Below are 17,186 nucleotides of genomic sequence, written 5' to 3'. Positions count from 1 at the left end.
AAATATGAATTTTTAAAGAGCGAGGATGTTTTTGTTTATTTTTTTAAGATTGAAAATGATTTTAAAATCACAAAAAACTTAATAAAAACTTAAATTATAAATCAAAAGTTAAAAAAATAGGTGATTTAAGAAGTGTTTTTAGTTAAAAACAGTGTAAGTATTTGATAAATAAACTTGTTTTTATCAAATAAAATAAATTTTATTATTAACAAAAATTTAAAAAACAGTCAAAATGATTAAATATAACGTCGTTTTAACCTAGTTTATTGTGATGATTTTTCAAATTTTAAACAAAACAACGTTAAATTTATATTAATATTCTTAAGAAAATGTTATTATTGTACCACTAAATAATAAATTGACACATGAGAAGAAAGTTAACTTCATTAAGTCTTTTAGCTTTTCTTGGGTTTGGAGCTGTAGCATACGCTCAAACTACAGGAACTGTAAATGATAAAAATGGTTTTCCTGAAATGGACGTTCCAGTTCAAATCAAAGGAACTAATACGGTGGTTTATACAGATGAGAATGGTGAATTCTCTATCGATGCGAAAGTTGGTGATGTATTATTAATTAACGGAAAAGAAGTAGTTGTTACTTCTACTACGTTAGGTACATTAGAAACAGCATCAGTTTCAGATAATATCGATTTAGAAGAAACAGTTATCGTTGCTTACGGTGTTCAAAAGAAAGAAACAGTTGTAGGTTCTAATATTCAAATTAAATCTGAAGCTTTTGAAGATCGTCCTTTAACAAACGTTGCTAAGGCATTAGAAGGAGCTCCAGGGGTGCAATTCTCAACGACTACTGGACAACCAGGTTCAGGAGTTGATATCCGTATTCGTGGTATCTCTTCATATAATTTATCAAACTCTCCATTATATATTGTTGATGGTGCTGTATTTACAGGATCATTATCTGATCTTAACCCTAATGATATCGAGTCGTTTAGCGTGTTAAAAGATGCAGCTTCTACGTCATTATACGGTTCGTCAGCAGCGAATGGGGTTGTTATGATTACGACTAAAAAAGGTAAAAAAGGTAAAAAAGGTACTTTCACATTATCTACAAATACAGGGGTAGTAACTCGTGGTATTCCTGAGTATGATAGAATTGGAACTGAAGATTACTACAAATTAACTTGGACTGCAATGCGTAATGGATACCAAGAGTCAAATCCAAATGCAACTTTAGAACAAGCGAATACGTGGGCATCTGAAAACTTAATTTCTCAAAACTTACAAAATAATATTTATAACGTTGCAAATAATGCAGTTGTTATCAATGGGGAATTAAACCCAAATGCATCAATGTTATTTAATGATTTTGATTGGCAAGATTATGTAACAAGAGTTGGATCTATCCAACAATATAGTTTAGGATATGCAGGAGCGACAGAAAATACGTCATATAATGCTTCGATGTCTTATAACAATGAAGAAGGTTATGTGATTAAATCAGATTTTGAGCGTTATACTGCTCGTGCAGGTGCAACTACTGATGTTTCTAAATGGTTAAAGTTAGGAACAGATGTTGCTGGTACCTTAACTAAATCTAATCAAGCTGAAGATGGAGAAGGTACTTCTTACATCAATCCTTTCTACACAGCTCGTTACATGGCACCAATTTATTCTCCATTCTTATATGATGCACAAGGGAATAGAATGTATGATGCAAACGGAAATGTTAGATATGATGGTACTTTTACAAGAGGACGTGGTGCTGGTGCTGGAGCAGGACGTAATGTTTTACAAGAAACATTATTAAATGACCGTATCAGAGAAACAAATGCTGTTAATGTACGTTCTTTTGCAGAGTTTAAATTATTACCAGGTTTAACTTTCAGAACTAACGTTGCATACGATGTTCAAAACTTCAGATTCAAAGCTTACGGAAATAAAGAAATTGGTGATGCAATTGGTACTGCAGCATTAGCAATTGAAAGTCAAAAAACATCAGGTTTAACATTAAACCAGATTTTAACATACCAAAAATCTATTGGATTAAATAACTTTACAGTTGATTTAGGACACGAGTCTTTTGACAGACACATCGATTACCAATACACTAGAAAAACTGGTGAGGTAATGGCTGGAATTAAAGAGTTGTCAAATTACTTAACTACTACTAGTGCGAGTGGATATACTTATGATTTAAGAAAAGAATCTTACTTTGCACGTTTAGGATACGATTATGATAGTAAATATTCTTTATCTGCTTCTATTCGTCAAGATAAATCGTCTCGTTTTGCTGAGGATAATAATAAAGGTATATTCTGGTCTGCTGGTGCAGCTTGGAACTTACACAGAGAATCATTCTTAGTTAATTCTAACGTAGTTAATTTATTAAAATTAAGAGGGTCTTACGGGGAAGTTGGTAATGATGGTGGTATTTCTTCAGCACCTGGTTATCAAACTGACTTAAATTTATTCTCTTTAGGATATAATAATGCAGGTGAAACAGGAGTATTATTAACTCAAATTGGTTCTGCTGATTTAACATGGGAAACTAATGCACAATTTGATGTAGCAGTTGAATTTGGATTATTTAACAACCGTGTTGCTGGTACTGTTGAATACTACAACAGAAAAACATCTGACTTAATTTTTGCTGTTCCTACTCCAGGATCTGACGGGGTTCCAGGAAATTCTATCAACAAGAATATGGGAGATATGCAAAATTCAGGTATTGAGGTTGCATTACAATTCGGAATCGTACGTAACGAAAACTTTCGTTGGGACTTCAATGTGGATGGGGCAACAATTAAAAATGAGATCACAAAATTACCAGATGGTCAAGAAGAAATTATTAATGGTACAAAGCGTTTAGCTGTTGGTTCTTCTATCTATGATTTCTGGTTAAGAAAATTCCATGGAATTGACCCTAACGATGGACGTTCATTATACGTGCAAGATCCTACTCGTGCTGACGATGCTAGTACACGTGAAATTGATGGTAAAAAGTATACAATTAACCACAATAATGCAGAATATGGTTATGTAGGTTCTGCAATGCCAGATTTATACGGAAGTTTCTCTAATAACTTCTCATACAAAGGGTTCTTCTTGAATACGTTATTTACATATCAAATTGGTGGACAAACGTATGATACAAACTATGCAAGTTTTATTGATACTGCACCAGATGGAGGAGCGTTACACGTAGATATGTTAAATGCTTGGACTACTCCAGGACAAGTAACAAACATGAACAAGTTAACTACAAATAATACAACGCAAAACTTAGCAGCTTCGTCTCGTTGGTTAGTAGATTCAGATTACTTAGCGTTTAGATCTGCAACTTTTGGATACACATTCAAAAAAGAACAATTAGAAAGTTTAGGATTCTCTTCTTTAAAACTTTACTTAAGTGGAGAAAACCTTGTAAGTTGGACAGCAAGAAAAGGTTTAGAACCAGTTCAGTCATTTAACGGTACAACATCTTATCGTTTTACTCCTGCTAGAACTATTTCTGTTGGATTAAATGTTCAATTTTAAAAATTAATAAAATGAAAAAAGCAAAATATATATTAGCAGCATTAGTTTTAGGGTCTTCATTAACTCTAACTTCATGTTCTGATGATTTTTTAGATACGACTCCGACATCAAGTGTTTCTGATGCTGTAGCATATGCGACAGGCGAAAACTTAATGGTAATCATTAACGGTATGCACAGAAATATGTATGTTCGTCAAAACTCTTCACAAGGGCAAAACGGATATACAGCTCAATTAATTGTGAATGAGATTTTAGGTGAAGATGTTATTTTTCCTACTCAAGGTAATGGATGGTTTGTAAGTGGAATGAGATGGTTAACTAATAATAACGAATCTTCTACAGATTTATCTTACCCATGGAATTTCTGGTACGGGATGATCCGTTCTGCTAATAACGTAATTGTTTACGGAGAGGCAGCTACAGGTGATCAAACGTTAAAAGAAAAAGCTATTGGAGAAGCTTATGCTTACCGTGCTTACTCACATTTCGAATTAGTACAACGTTATGCTAACCGTTATGTAAAAGGACAAAATAACTCTCAATTAGGAGTTATTATCCGCACAGATCCATCTTCATCAGAAATCTTAGTGCCTAAAGCAAGAAATACTGTAGAAGAAGTTTATGCTCAAATTTGGGCTGACTTAGATAAAGCAGAGCAATTATTAACTGGTAAAACTAAAACTAATAGTTCTCACTTTGCTTTAGATAATGTTTTAGGACTTAAAGCACGTATTGCTTTAGTACAGCAAGATTATGAAAAAGCAGCACAATATGCAGCTTTAGCGCGTCAAGGTAAATCATTAATGACTCAAGCGCAATACAAGCAAGGGTTTAATGATTATACTAATCCTGAGTGGATGTGGGGTATCACAATTGTTGCAGATCAAACAGATTACTTTGGTAACTTCCATGCTTACATGTCTCGTAACTATAACTCGACGCAAATTCGTCAAGCGCCTAAGGTTATGAACCATGCATTATATGCAGCTTTCCCAACAACTGACGTTCGTACACAAGTAGTTGATCCAACAGGACAGCATGCATCTTTAAATTTAGCATCTAGTTATTCTAAATTCCCATATACGTCTGAGAAGTTTATAACTAAAAATCGTGACAATAACACACCATTAGGTGATGTACCATTTATGCGTGTTGCAGAAATGTACTTAATTGAAGCTGAAGCGAAATATTTCTTAGGAGATGAAGCTGGTTCTAAAGCTATTTTAGCTCAGTTAGCAACAGCTCGTGATACTGCTTTTACAGGATTTACAACTTCTGGTCAAGCGTATTTAGATGAATTATACTTACATCGTCGTATCGAATTATGGGGTGAAGGATTCCGTTTCTTTGATTTAAAACGTACTGCTTCTCCATTAAATCGTCGTGACACAGGTGCTGTTGCAGCTGTTATTAACAATGTATGGGAAATTCCTGCAAATGACTTAAGATGGACTTGGGTAATTCCACGTTCTGAGTTAAATGCAAACCCATTATGTGAACAAAACCCATCATAATTGAACAAATAGTCAATTATATAACATTATAAAAGGTCGGCAATTGCCGACCTTTTTTATTTATAGATATTTTTTACGTTTAAACCATGCATAGATAAAAATTACGAGTATTAACATGGATAAGATACAAATTGGATAACCCCATTTATAACTTAATTCAGGCATGTAATTAAAATTCATTCCATAAATTCCAACGATAAATGTAAGAGGTAAAAAAAAGGCTGAAAAAATGGTTAAAGTTTTCATGATATCATTCGATTTTTGGCTATTTAAAGACAAATAAATCGATAATAGGTTTTGTACATCTTCAACGATTTGGGTATGTAAATGCAGCATTTTTATACAATCTTCTTTCAAATCTTGCATTGTACTTGTTTTATTATTCGAGAGTGTATATTCGTTTAATGCATCAAGCGTGTAATCTAAAATTTTTCGACAAGCAGATGCTTCTCTTTTTAAATGATATAAATTTTGAAGTTTTAATTTTTCAAAATTATTGCTAAAAACCATTTCTTCTAATGTATTAATTTCCTCATCCATTCGGTCAGCTGGAGGTTCGAAAGTTTTTAAAGTTTCGTTTATAATATTATAAATGATACCCTTTTTAGTAACTTTATTAGAATCTGTTTTATGGATGTATTTTTGTAGGACACGATCAAATACCGACGCTTCTTTTTGGTGTACGGTAATGATAAAATCTTTCCCAAAGTAAATACTTATTTTGTGGCTAAATTCCCGAACTACATTTTTTAATGTTCTTTTTTCTTGATCAAAAAATCGAACTAATAGAAATGATATATGCTCATCAGATTCAAATTTTGGCAAATGTCCAGGCTCTAAACTGTCTTCAATTGTTAATTTTAAAAAGCCATATTGAGAAGCAATTTCTTCTAATTGTTTAGTGGTAGGATGATGTAAATTAATCCATTTGATTTGTTGATTTTGAAAAAAAACTTCCATATGTAAGCAAGGATTTAGTTGATTTTCTATTAAAGATATAGAATTTAACGTTATAAGATATTTTCAATTTAAATAATAGATTAGAAATTTATAACTTTACACCTCGCAAATTTTTTTTAAAATATAATATATATTATGAATCCATTCATTGAAGAACTTACTTGGAGAGGGCTAGTTCACAACATTATGCCAGGGACTGAAGAGCAATTGTCTAAAGAAATGACTTCAGGGTATGTGGGATTCGATCCAACTGCCGATTCTTTACACGTAGGTAGCTTAGTGCCGATCTTCTTGTTAGTTCATTTACAACGCCACGGGCACCGTCCGATCGCGTTAGTTGGTGGAGCAACAGGATTTATTGGTGATCCAACAGGAAAAGCAGCAGAAAGAAGTTTATTAGACGAAGAAACTTTAGATAAATATGTTGCTGGTATTAAAGGACAATTAGCACGATTCTTAGATTTTGATTCTAATAATGGGAATTCTGCAATTTTAGTTAATAACTACGATTGGATGAAAGAATTTTCATTCATTGATTTTGCACGTACTGTAGGAAAACACATTACTGTAAATTATATGATGTCTAAGGATTCGGTTAAAAACCGTTTATCTGCAGAATCTAACGTAGGAATGTCTTTCACAGAGTTTACATACCAATTAATTCAAGGATATGATTTTGTTCATTTATACCGTGAGTTAGGAGCTAAATTACAAATGGGTGGTTCTGATCAATGGGGTAATATTACAACTGGTACAGAATTAATTCGTCGTATGGATGGTGGTGAAGGTTTTGCTTTTACATGTCCATTAACTACAAAAGCGGATGGAACTAAATTTGGTAAGTCTGAAGGTGGAGAAAATATTTGGTTAGACAAAAACCGTACATCTCCTTATAAATTCTACCAATTCTGGTTAAATCAAGCGGATGCTGATGCAGAAAAATACATCAAAATTTATACGTTCTTAGATAAAGAAACAATTGATGAATTAATTGAGCGTCACCGTCAAGAACCACATTTACGTGAATTACAACGTAAGTTAGCAACTGAAATTACAATTTTAGTTCATGGTGTTGATGAGTTACGTAAAGCGGAAAAAGCATCTCAAGTTTTATTCGGTAAGTCAACTTCAGAAGATTTAAAAGAATTAGATGCAGATACTTTCTTATCAGTATTTGAGGGTGTTCCACAAGGTACAATCGATAAAGCTGATATTGATGCTGGATTAGATATTGTTGCTGCTTTAGCTGAAAAATCAGGGTTTTTAAAATCAAATTCAGAAGCAAGACGTGAGTTAACGGCAAATTCTATTTCGGTTAATAAAGAAAAAGTAACTGAAGAGTTTGTTTTAACTGCAGATAACTTAATTGCTGATAAATACGTTTTATTACAAAAAGGAAAGAAAAATTACTTCATCTTAATTGTTGAGTAATCTTATATAATAAAAAAACAAAAAAAAGGAGCTTATTAAAGCTCCTTTTTTATTTGATAGAATTGATAAATGAATCAACCGATTCTGTTATATTATCTGTTTCTGAAATTGTTCTTAAAAAAGCACTTCCGATAATTGCTCCGTTAGAATATTTCCAAGCTTTCTCTACATCTTGTTTCGTAGAAATACCAAATCCGATTTGATAAGGTTTAGTTAATCCTAAGTCTTTTAATCGAGCTAAGAAATCTTCATTATAATTAGCTTCAGTTGCACCCGTTGTAGCAGAATTTGAAACTACATAAATGAAGCCTGTTGTCGCATCATTAATTTCTTTTATACGATCTGCCGGAGTTTGTGGAGTTATTAAGAATACTACACGTTGTTCATATTTTTCAAATAGCTCCTTGTGTTGGTCTAAATAAATTTGGAAAGGCATATCAGGTAAAATTAAACCAGAAACACCAGCATCCTTACATTGTTTTAAAAACTCTTCTGCTCCATATTTTAATAATTGGTTGTAATAACCCATTAAAACTATTGGTGTATGAATTTCGTCTTTCACACTTTTTAATTGCTCAAAAAGTATATTTAATTTCATCCCGTTTGCTAAAGCTTTTTCACTTGTCGCTTGGATAGTTGGACCATCGGCTAACGGATCTGAATAGGGGATACCAACCTCGATAATATCAACTTTGTTATTTTGTAATTGTTTTAAAATAACAGGGGTATCCAAAAGATTTGGATACCCCGCTGTTGTATATATCGTGATTAGATTTTTCTTTTTTTCTTGAAGTTTTAAATCTAATGCGTTCATTTATTTTATTGATTTTAATAATATAGTATATACAGGGAAGTGGTCAGAGTATCCATTTGCACGGTAAGTATCGCCGCTCCACATTCTGTTTGGATAACCTTTATACTGACCTTCTTTAGATACTAAGTAATCTTTGTTGTAGATTTCTGTTTTAAAAACTTTATAAGTAGAATAATCTTTATCTTTTGTAGTTAAAGAAGCAGTTGTGATAATTTGATCAAATAAATTCCAAGAATCACGGTAAGCTAACGTTCCAATTCCTTTTTTAAATAATGGAATCATTGGATTGTAATACCCATCTTTCTGAACATTATTGATATCACCTGCTGGATTAAATACCTCCTTCACACTTGGATCAACAGGATCATCATTTAAATCACCCATTAAAATTACTTTTGCATCTTTGTTTTTAGCTTTTAAAACGTCAATAACATTTTTAGCAACTTTAGCAGCTTCAATACGGCTTGGTCTTGAAACTTTTTCACCTCCACTACGTGATGGCCAGTGATTAACTAAGAAAGTAATTTCTTCACCATCTAATAAACCTGTAACTTGTAAAACATCACGTGTGTATTTTCTTTTTCCGTCATTATCAAAAATGAAAACAGGATGAGGAGCCGCTTCTGTTACAACAAATCTACCTTTCTGATAAATTAATGCAACATCAACTCCACGAGCATCAAATGAATTAAAATGTACAACACCGTAGTTGTATTTTTTTAATGCAGGAGAATTCGTAATGTCAATAACAACTTCACGATTTTCAATTTCAGATAAACCTACAATTACAGGAGCATTACCAGTTACATCTTTACCTAAATCTGCAATAACAGAAGAAATGTTATTAATTTTTTGTGTGTATCTTTCTTTTCCCCAAACTTTTTTTCCATTCGGTAAAAATTCATCTTGTAAAATTAACGGACGAATAATTTTTTTCCCTTCAATGTTTTCAAAAGTGTACTGTTGTTTAAAAGATACGGTATCGTATTTAGAAATATCAGAAACAGGAATTGACTTATGATAGTTTGGATCGTTAAATTTTAACGTTCCATCTATATAACCAGCAGATTCTATTGTGTCAAAAATATTTTCAACATTGTAAAAACCAACAGCTGCACTAGCGTATTTAGTTTGCGCAGAAGTGTTTACTGTTAAAAATAAGAAAGTTAATAGAAAAAAACTTAAAGATTTCTTAAATTTGAACATATATTATTAATTATGATTTTATTAAATTTGTTGTCCTTTTTTTAAAGGGCTAATTTATAAATAAAAATTCTTTTGAATGAATAAATTATTGTTAAGTATTTCTCTCTTCGCAGCAGTCGTTGGAGTTGCGCAGGCTCAGACTAAAATCACGGGTACTGCAAAAAATTCTGCAACTGGAGAAGAGGTTTACAATCTTACGGTAAGATTAGACGGTATGTCTAATGATGCTGTACTAACCGACCGAATCGGATACTTCCAATTTGTAGATGTGCCAGATGGTACTTATAAATTACAAGTTTTTGGTGTTGGATTTGATCCTTATGAGCAAACAATTTCTGTAGCAGGGCAAAAAGAAATTGAATTGGGTGAAATTTTATTATCATACAACCCAAATAATGTTGATGTAGGTTTAATCACATTAAACGATGATGAATTATCATCAGATGAATCTTCAACTTCTTCAAGTGCTGGATTATTACAATCTTCTAGAGATGTTTTCGCTCGTGTAGCAGCATTCGAATTAGGATCGTACTGGTTTAGACCAAGAGGATATGACAATAAGTATAACGATGTTCATTTTAATGGTGTTCGTATGAACAAAATTGATAATGGTCGTGCTACTTTTAACAACTGGGGAGGTCTTAATGATGTAACAAGAAGACCAGACGAATTAACTTATGCTTTAGAACCATCTACTTATACATTTGGTGATATTGGTGGAGTTACAAACTTCGATACTCGTCCTTCTACCATGAGAAAAGGTGTAAGTTTATCTTATTCTGCAACGAACAGATCGTACAGAAACCGTGTTATGGCAACTTATAACACTGGATTAATGGACAACGGATGGGCAGTTATGTTCTCTGGTTCTCGTCGTTGGGCTGAAGAAGGATTAGTGGAAGGAACTTTTCATGATTCTTGGGGATATTTCTTAGGTGTTGAAAAAAGAATTAATAAAAATCATACATTAAATTTTACTACTTTCGGTGCTCCTAACCGTCGTTCTACTGGATCTGCAAATACGCAAGAAATGGTGGATATGAAAGGGATTTACTACAACTCTTTCTGGGGTTGGCAAGATGGTGAAAAACGTAATGAGCGTGTAAGAGAAACTTACGAGCCAGTTTACCAATTATCTCACCATTGGAATATTAACGAGAAATCGAAATTATTAACTACAGTTTCTTACCAAACAGGTCGCGAACAAGGATCTCGTTTAGATTGGTACAATGCACCAAATGCAACACCAAACTATTACCGTAATTTACCTAGTTGGTATTTGTTTAACGAAGATCAAGAAGGATTTGAAAGACAAAGAGAAAACTGGTTAAATGGTTCGGCTTCTCAATTAAATTGGAATAGTTTATATCAAGCAAACTTAAATGTTAATAAACATTCTGTTTACTACTTAACAAATGATGTAAACGAAGATAAAACAGCTTCTTTCTACACAAACTTTAAAACTGAATTAACAGATAATATTGATATTGTTGTTGCTGCAACGTATCAAAATGTAAAATCTGAATTATTCCGTGAAGTTGAAGATTTATTAGGAGGTAACTACGTTTTAAACTACGATGATTTCAATAATTATTATTTTGATGAAAATAATAAAGATTACGTAGCTAGAGTTGGTGATCGACACGAATATAACTACGAAATTAATCGTAATTATGCTGATTTATATTTCCAATCAAAGATTAAAGGAAGTTTCTTAGACTTAACAGTTGGTATGAAAACTTCTTATACAGATTTTTATCGTGATGGTAAATTCTTAAACGGTTTATATCGTGAGAATTCTTTCGGGAAATCTAAAACTTATGATTTCTTAAACTTCGGTGTTAAATCAAACTTCTTATTCAAATTAGATGGACGTAACTTTATTTCTTTAAACGGACAATATTCTACGGAAGCTCCTACAGCTGATGAGGTTTTCCCAAATGCACGTTTGCACGATATTACTGTTGAAGAAGGAATTGTTAACGCTAAAATTTTAGCTACTGATTTATCTTACGTTTACCGTGGGCCACGTGTAAAAGCTAGAGCAACAGGTTACTATACAAAAATTGAAGACGAAATTGAAAAAGGTTTCGGATACATTGATGGTGGTGAAGGGCAATATTTCGTTGCTGAGATAATGACTGGTGTAGATAAGCAATACGTTGGAGGTGAGGTTGCGATAGAAGCACAAATTACTCCAACAATTAAAGTGACTGGAGCTGCAGCTGTTGGTCAATACACTTACACAAACAATCCAAATTATTACTTATTCTCTGATGATTTCATGGTTGATGGAGGCGAAGCTTTCAAAAACTATGGTACAGCTTATTTAAAAGATTATAAATTACAATCAGGACCTCAATCAGGTTACTCTTTAGGTGTTGAATATCGTGATCCAAAATTTTGGTGGGTTGGTGTTTCTGGTAATTATTTAACAAATAACTACTTAGATGTAGCGCCATACCGTAGAACTACGAACTTTATTACGAATACACAAAATACAGTTACAGAAGAGTCTTTAAGAGAAGTACTTAAACAAGAACGTGTATCTGATGAATTTATGTTAAATCTTAATGTTGGTAAAACTTTCCGTTTTGGACAGTATTATTTAGGTACAAGTTTAACTGTTAACAACTTGTTAGACAACAAAAATTATGTTACAGGTGGATTTGAGCAATTACGTTTAGGTAACTATGATAATGCGGTTAATCAACATCAACAAACATTATTTGGACCTAGAATGTTCTACGGAGCAGGAAGAACATTTTTCTTTAATGTTTATTTAAGATTCTAATTAGGTATTATTTACGATTAAAAAAATATAAAAATGAATAAATTCAATAAAATATCATTAGTTCTTGCCTTAACAGGTGGACTATTTTTTACACAATCTTGTGTTCAGGATGACGAATATTCGATTCCTCCAATGGATTGTACAGGTTTAACAACTACAATGTCAATTCCTCAGTTAATTGAAGATGTACAATCTTCTACAGAGCCAAATAATTTAAGACCTTATCTTGAAAATGCAGTTATTGAAGGATATGTAATTTCAAGTGACGAAACAGGAAATTTCTTTAAAACTATTTCTATACAAGATCATCCAACAAATCCTACAACAAATGGAATTCAGATAGAGATTGATGCAAATTCTTTATATACACAATATCCAATTGGTTCAAAAATTCAAATTGAATTAAAAGGATTAGTTGCAGGTTACGATAGAGGTGTGATTAAATTAGGTACAACTTATGTACAAAATGATGAAACACGAGTTGGTCGTATGCCATCTGCATTAGCTACAACAAACGTTAAGAAAACTTGTGAATCAGTTGAGCCTTTAGCTCCAAAAGTTGTAAATACAATCGCGGAAGCTTTAAAACCAGAGAACATTAATACATTAGTTACGATTAAAAACGTTCAGTTTGCAAATCCAACTGAAGATGTAACTTATGGTGATGCAGTAGGTTTAACAACTGTAAACCGTCAATTAATCGATAGAAAAGGTAAAGTTGTTGATTTACGTAACAGTGGATATGCAACATTTGCTGGTGAAAATTTACCTACTAAATCAGGAGAAATTACAGTAGTAGTATCTATCTATAACTCAAGTTACCAATTATATATTCGTGATTTAAACGATGTTAAATTTGATCAAGACCGTTTCGAGCCAGGTCAAGCAGAATTACCAACATCAGCAGCGAAATTCCCATTCTTAGGTGCAGACTTTAACAACTGGGCTGATTTCTTAGCAAGTGCAAATAACTTTGCGTATGATCCGATGGTAAAAGAAGCAGCAGGACAAGGTATCAATGGATCTGGAGCTTTATTAATTGATGGTCAAAGATCTGCAAATGGATTTGTATTCACAACTCGTCCAACAGTTACAGATTTACCAGCTAATCCAACAAAATTACACTTCTGGGTAAAAGGTACAGCTGCAAAATCGTTAAACATCTATTTATATAAAAATGATGGAACTAACTATTCTTTCAATGTAGGTTCTTTAACAGATAATAAATTAGTTACTGAAAATAATGGAGGTAACAACAGTTATACTGGAACAATTAATACAAACGGTGAATGGAAGGTTGTTCAATTAGATTTAGAAGGATTAACTGATATTAATACGTCTAACATTAATGGTAATTTCATCGCTTTCCGTGTAGGAAATAATGCGAATTACAACTTATTAGTTGATAATATTACAATAGAATAACGATATCCTTACAATGATATTTAAAAAAAAGAGACTCTATATGAGTCTCTTTTTTATTTATAAAAATAAATAATTCGTACATAAAATGCTTTAAAATTGATTAAATGGATATGGTCTTGATTATCATTGTTTTTATTTTATAAGCATATTTATATCAATGATAATTCTGATTACAACTTATCTGTTAAAATTAGTTAATAATAATGATTCTGAAATAGTAATATTTCTCAAAATTATATTCAAACATAGAATATTTAAACCTTAAAATTCACTATATTTTAATAATAAATTAATAAATAACTCATGTTTTTATTGATTTATCACATGACTTAATATTTGATTGTTAAATATGTATAAAAACGAAAAAATATTTTGTAGGTCTTGTTTATCTTAAAAAAAAGTTAGAGTTTTGTCCAAAGTGTTATAAAAATTAGACTATGAGGAGAACATTAACTTCCCTTAGCTTTGTTGCTTTCCTAGGATTAGGAGGTTTAGCAATGGCTCAGGTGACAGGTGTGGTTAACGACGCGAATAATTTTCCAGAAATGGACGCAGAGGTTGTCGTTAAAGGAACTGACAAAGTTGCTTACACAGATGAAAACGGAAAATTCGATATCGATGCTAAAATCGGTGACGTTTTAATCATTAACGGTAAAGAATTTACTGTAACATCTAACAACTTAGGTGTTGTAAAATACGCAGAAGAAGACGTAACATTACAAGAAGTAATCGTTACAGCATATGGTACTCAAACGAAAGAATCTTTAACAGGTTCTGTAGGTGAAGTAAAATCAGAAGAATTAGCGAAAGTTACTTCTGGTAACGTTGTACAAGGTATGACAGGTAAAATTGCTGGGGTTCAAATTGTTTCTAACAATGGTTTACCAGGAACTGCACCTAATGTACGTTTCAGAGGTATTGGATCTATCAATGGTTCATCTGCTCCGTTATACGTTGTAGATGGTGTTCCATTCAACGGAGATGTATCAGGTATTAATAACCAAGATATTGAATCTATCTCTTTCTTAAAAGACGCTTCTGCTGCTGCATTATACGGAAATCGTGGAGCTAACGGGGTTATTATCATTACAACTAAAAAAGGTGTAAAAGGTAAAACTCGTTATACTTTAGATTTAAAATCAGGTGTTGCAATGCGTGGTGTTCCAGAATACAACATTTCTAAAAATGCTGCTGGTTACTACGAGGATTACCACAGAATGCTTAAAAACACAAGTATTCACAATGGTTCTTCAGAAGCTGATGCTCACACATTCGCATCAAACAATTTAATTACAGGATCTAACGGATTAGCTTACAATGTAACTAATGTTGCTAACAACGCAATTATTGGTGCTGATGGTAAGTTCAATTCTAATGCATCTATTTTATACCAAGAAGATTGGGCAGATTTCATGTTCAAAGATGGAGGTTTCTACACAAACACTTACTTTAGTGCAAATGGAGCAACAGATGATACATCTTACTTCTTCTCTGTAGGTTACGAAAAGAATGATACTTACATGGTAAATTCTACTTTCGAGAAATTTACAGGACGTTTAAAAGTTGATAACAAAATTGGAGATAGAATTAAAGTAGGAGGTAACTTAGCTTATACTTTATTATTAAGAAATATGCCTGATGGTTTTGATGGTGGTACTTCTTACTCTAATCCATTCCAATGGACTAGAAACATCGCTCCAATTTATCCATTATATGCATACGATGCACAAGGAAATGCTGTTTATACTTCAAACGGAGATAGAGCTTATGATGATGGTACAGGAGTTTACTCACCATTCGTAAGACCTTACGGAGGTATGCAAAATCCTTATGCAACTGCACTTTATGATGTTAAGAAAAGTAGAGTAAACCAAGTTTTTGCTAATACTTATGCTACATTTAATATCTTAGAAGGATTAGATTTTACTTATTCTGTAACAGGTGAGTTTGCAAATAATGATTGGAAAAGTTTAGATACATCATTATACGGAGATGCTGTTGGTGTTAATGGGCGTGTATATAATTCTATGCAAAACACTTATTCTATTACGCAACAACAGTTATTAACATATAAGAAAAGAATTAACGATCACAATTTCGATGTTTTATTAGGACACGAAACTATGGATCGCCAAGTGGACTTTTTAGAAGCGCACTCTACTAATGGTTTATTAGTTGATAGCCCATATTTAAACCACTACGCGTTATTACGTGATGCTACAGGAAACGGTACTCCTTACGCAACTGAAGGTTTCTTCGCTCGTTTTAACTATGATTACGGAAACAAATACTACATCAACGCGAATGTTCGTCGTGATGGATCATCTCGTTTCCACCCAGATAACAGATGGGGTAACTTCTTTGGAGTTGGTGCTGCATGGCGTGTTTCTCAAGAAGCTTTCTTAAAAAATTCGAAAGTAATTAACGAATTAAAATTAAAAGCATCTTACGGTGAACAAGGAAATGATAACTTAGGATATAACTTCCCATACAAGGATTTATATACTATCGTTCAAACTACTAACGCTGGTGAAACTGCAATTTCTTACAACCAAACGTTTAAAGGAAACAAAGACATCACTTGGGAAACTAACGCAAACTTAAATGCTGGTATTGAATTAGCTTTATTCAACAGCCGTGTTACAGTTGATGCTGAGTATTTCTTAAGAAAATCTCAAGATATGTTATACATGAGACCATTAAATGTTTCTGAAGGATTCTCATCTTACCCAGAAAATATTGGTGACATGGAAAACAGAGGTTTCGAAGTTACAGTTAATGCTGATGTAATTAGAACTAAAGATTTCAGATTAGGTGTTTTTGCTAACGTAACTACATTAACAAATGAAATTACTAAATTACCAGAAAACAACGTAGTTTCAGGAAGTTACTTATTAAGAGAAGGTGAGTCTATGTACAGCTGGTACTTAAGAGAATATGCTGGAGTAAACCAAGAAACTGGAGCTGCACAATTCTACAAAGTTGATGCTACTACAGGTGAGAAAACAATCACTGAAAACCACGCAGAAGCTACATTACAATTCATTGGTAAAAATGCTGTTGCTAAAGTTTACGGAGGATTCGGTTTAAACATGGATTACAAAGGACTTGATTTCGGAGTTAACTTCGCTTACCAAGCAGGTGGTTGGGGTTACGATTCTCAATACATGACATTATTTGACGGTGGTCGTGGTGAAACTTTCCACAATGATTATGCAAATACATGGACAAGTGAAAATAGAAATGCTGCATTACCAGTAGTTATAGCAGATAATGCTAAACAATACTACAGCACTTCTACTTTAGGATTAATTAAATCTGATTATATTTCTTTACAAAATATATCTTTAGGATATACATTCAAAAAAGGATTAGTTGATAATTTAGGATTAACAGCTTTAAGAGTTTATGCTTTAGCTGATAATGTTTGGGTTTGGTCTAAACGTAAAGGATACGATCCAAGAATGAGTTATACAGGTATTTCTGATACAACGTATTCTCCTATTAGAACAATTTCTGCAGGTGTAAACTTTGCATTCTAACAT

At 32.6% G+C, this 17,186-nt stretch carries 9 protein-coding genes; 6 read left to right on the top strand and 3 right to left on the bottom strand.

The window, feature by feature from the left end:
* Positions 1 to 365: 365 nt before the first annotated feature.
* Both J9309_RS03835 and J9309_RS03830 read left to right on the top strand, forming a co-directional pair.
* Positions 366 to 3,497 carry a SusC/RagA family TonB-linked outer membrane protein gene (locus tag J9309_RS03835; RefSeq protein ID WP_230477188.1) on the top strand — a complete coding sequence of 1,044 codons (3,132 nt, stop codon included), beginning with the start codon at positions 366 to 368 and terminating at the stop codon, positions 3,495 to 3,497.
* An 11-nt stretch (positions 3,498 to 3,508) separates the two neighbouring features.
* Positions 3,509 to 5,011 carry a RagB/SusD family nutrient uptake outer membrane protein gene (locus tag J9309_RS03830; protein WP_230477187.1) on the top strand — a complete coding sequence of 501 codons (1,503 nt, stop codon included), beginning with the start codon at positions 3,509 to 3,511 and terminating at the stop codon, positions 5,009 to 5,011.
* Between the two features lie 60 nt (positions 5,012 to 5,071).
* Here the strand turns inward: J9309_RS03830 and J9309_RS03825 are convergent, their stop codons facing one another.
* Positions 5,072 to 5,971 (bottom strand): CorA family divalent cation transporter, encoded by a 900-nt coding sequence (locus J9309_RS03825; RefSeq protein ID WP_230477186.1) that lies wholly within the window; start codon positions 5,969 to 5,971, stop codon positions 5,072 to 5,074.
* Between the two features lie 135 nt (positions 5,972 to 6,106).
* Here J9309_RS03825 and tyrS point away from each other — a divergent pair, with 135 nt between their 5' ends.
* Complete coding sequence (gene tyrS, locus J9309_RS03820) at positions 6,107 to 7,402, top strand: tyrosine--tRNA ligase (protein WP_230477185.1); 1,296 nt, start codon at positions 6,107 to 6,109, stop codon at positions 7,400 to 7,402.
* A gap of 49 nt (positions 7,403 to 7,451) precedes the next feature.
* Here the strand turns inward: tyrS and trpA are convergent, their stop codons facing one another.
* Both trpA and J9309_RS03810 read right to left on the bottom strand, forming a co-directional pair.
* Positions 7,452 to 8,216: a tryptophan synthase subunit alpha gene (gene trpA / locus J9309_RS03815; RefSeq protein ID WP_230477184.1), complete on the bottom strand. Its 765-nt coding sequence runs from the start codon at positions 8,214 to 8,216 to the stop codon at positions 7,452 to 7,454.
* Positions 8,217 to 9,422 (bottom strand): endonuclease/exonuclease/phosphatase family protein, encoded by a 1,206-nt coding sequence (locus tag J9309_RS03810; RefSeq protein WP_230477183.1) that lies wholly within the window; start codon positions 9,420 to 9,422, stop codon positions 8,217 to 8,219.
* 76 nt (positions 9,423 to 9,498) lie between these two features.
* Here J9309_RS03810 and J9309_RS03805 point away from each other — a divergent pair, with 76 nt between their 5' ends.
* From J9309_RS03805 to J9309_RS03795, 3 genes are all read left to right on the top strand, one after another.
* Positions 9,499 to 12,216, top strand: a complete 2,718-nt coding sequence (locus J9309_RS03805) for a carboxypeptidase-like regulatory domain-containing protein (RefSeq protein WP_230477182.1) — start codon at positions 9,499 to 9,501, stop codon at positions 12,214 to 12,216.
* 33 nt (positions 12,217 to 12,249) lie between these two features.
* Positions 12,250 to 13,641 carry a DUF5689 domain-containing protein gene (locus J9309_RS03800; protein WP_230477181.1) on the top strand — a complete coding sequence of 464 codons (1,392 nt, stop codon included), beginning with the start codon at positions 12,250 to 12,252 and terminating at the stop codon, positions 13,639 to 13,641.
* Between the two features lie 437 nt (positions 13,642 to 14,078).
* The gene (locus J9309_RS03795; protein ID WP_230477180.1) at positions 14,079 to 17,183 is read left to right on the top strand and encodes a SusC/RagA family TonB-linked outer membrane protein; all 3,105 of its coding nucleotides are present in this window, start codon (positions 14,079 to 14,081) and stop codon (positions 17,181 to 17,183) included.
* Positions 17,184 to 17,186 lie beyond the last annotated feature (3 nt).

The organism is Faecalibacter bovis (assembly GCF_017948305.1).
Taxonomy (GTDB): domain Bacteria; phylum Bacteroidota; class Bacteroidia; order Flavobacteriales; family Weeksellaceae; genus Empedobacter; species Empedobacter bovis.
The sequence above is the reverse complement of the archived record's forward strand: the minus strand, read 5'-3'. Positions and strand labels throughout refer to the sequence as shown.

Bases quoted from the DNA above. Each gene is read 5' to 3' on its own strand.
- J9309_RS03810 (WP_230477183.1), bottom strand. From the start codon at position 9,422: ATGTTCAAATTTAAGAAATCTTTAAGTTTTTTTCTATTAACTTTCTTA.
- J9309_RS03805 (WP_230477182.1), top strand. From the start codon at position 9,499: ATGAATAAATTATTGTTAAGTATTTCTCTCTTCGCAGCAGTCGTTGGA.
- tyrS (WP_230477185.1), top strand. From the start codon at position 6,107: ATGAATCCATTCATTGAAGAACTTACTTGGAGAGGGCTAGTTCACAAC.
- J9309_RS03795 (WP_230477180.1), top strand. From the start codon at position 14,079: ATGAGGAGAACATTAACTTCCCTTAGCTTTGTTGCTTTCCTAGGATTA.
- trpA (WP_230477184.1), bottom strand. From the start codon at position 8,216: ATGAACGCATTAGATTTAAAACTTCAAGAAAAAAAGAAAAATCTAATC.
- J9309_RS03835 (WP_230477188.1), top strand. From the start codon at position 366: ATGAGAAGAAAGTTAACTTCATTAAGTCTTTTAGCTTTTCTTGGGTTT.
- J9309_RS03825 (WP_230477186.1), bottom strand. From the start codon at position 5,971: ATGGAAGTTTTTTTTCAAAATCAACAAATCAAATGGATTAATTTACAT.
- J9309_RS03830 (WP_230477187.1), top strand. From the start codon at position 3,509: ATGAAAAAAGCAAAATATATATTAGCAGCATTAGTTTTAGGGTCTTCA.
- J9309_RS03800 (WP_230477181.1), top strand. From the start codon at position 12,250: ATGAATAAATTCAATAAAATATCATTAGTTCTTGCCTTAACAGGTGGA.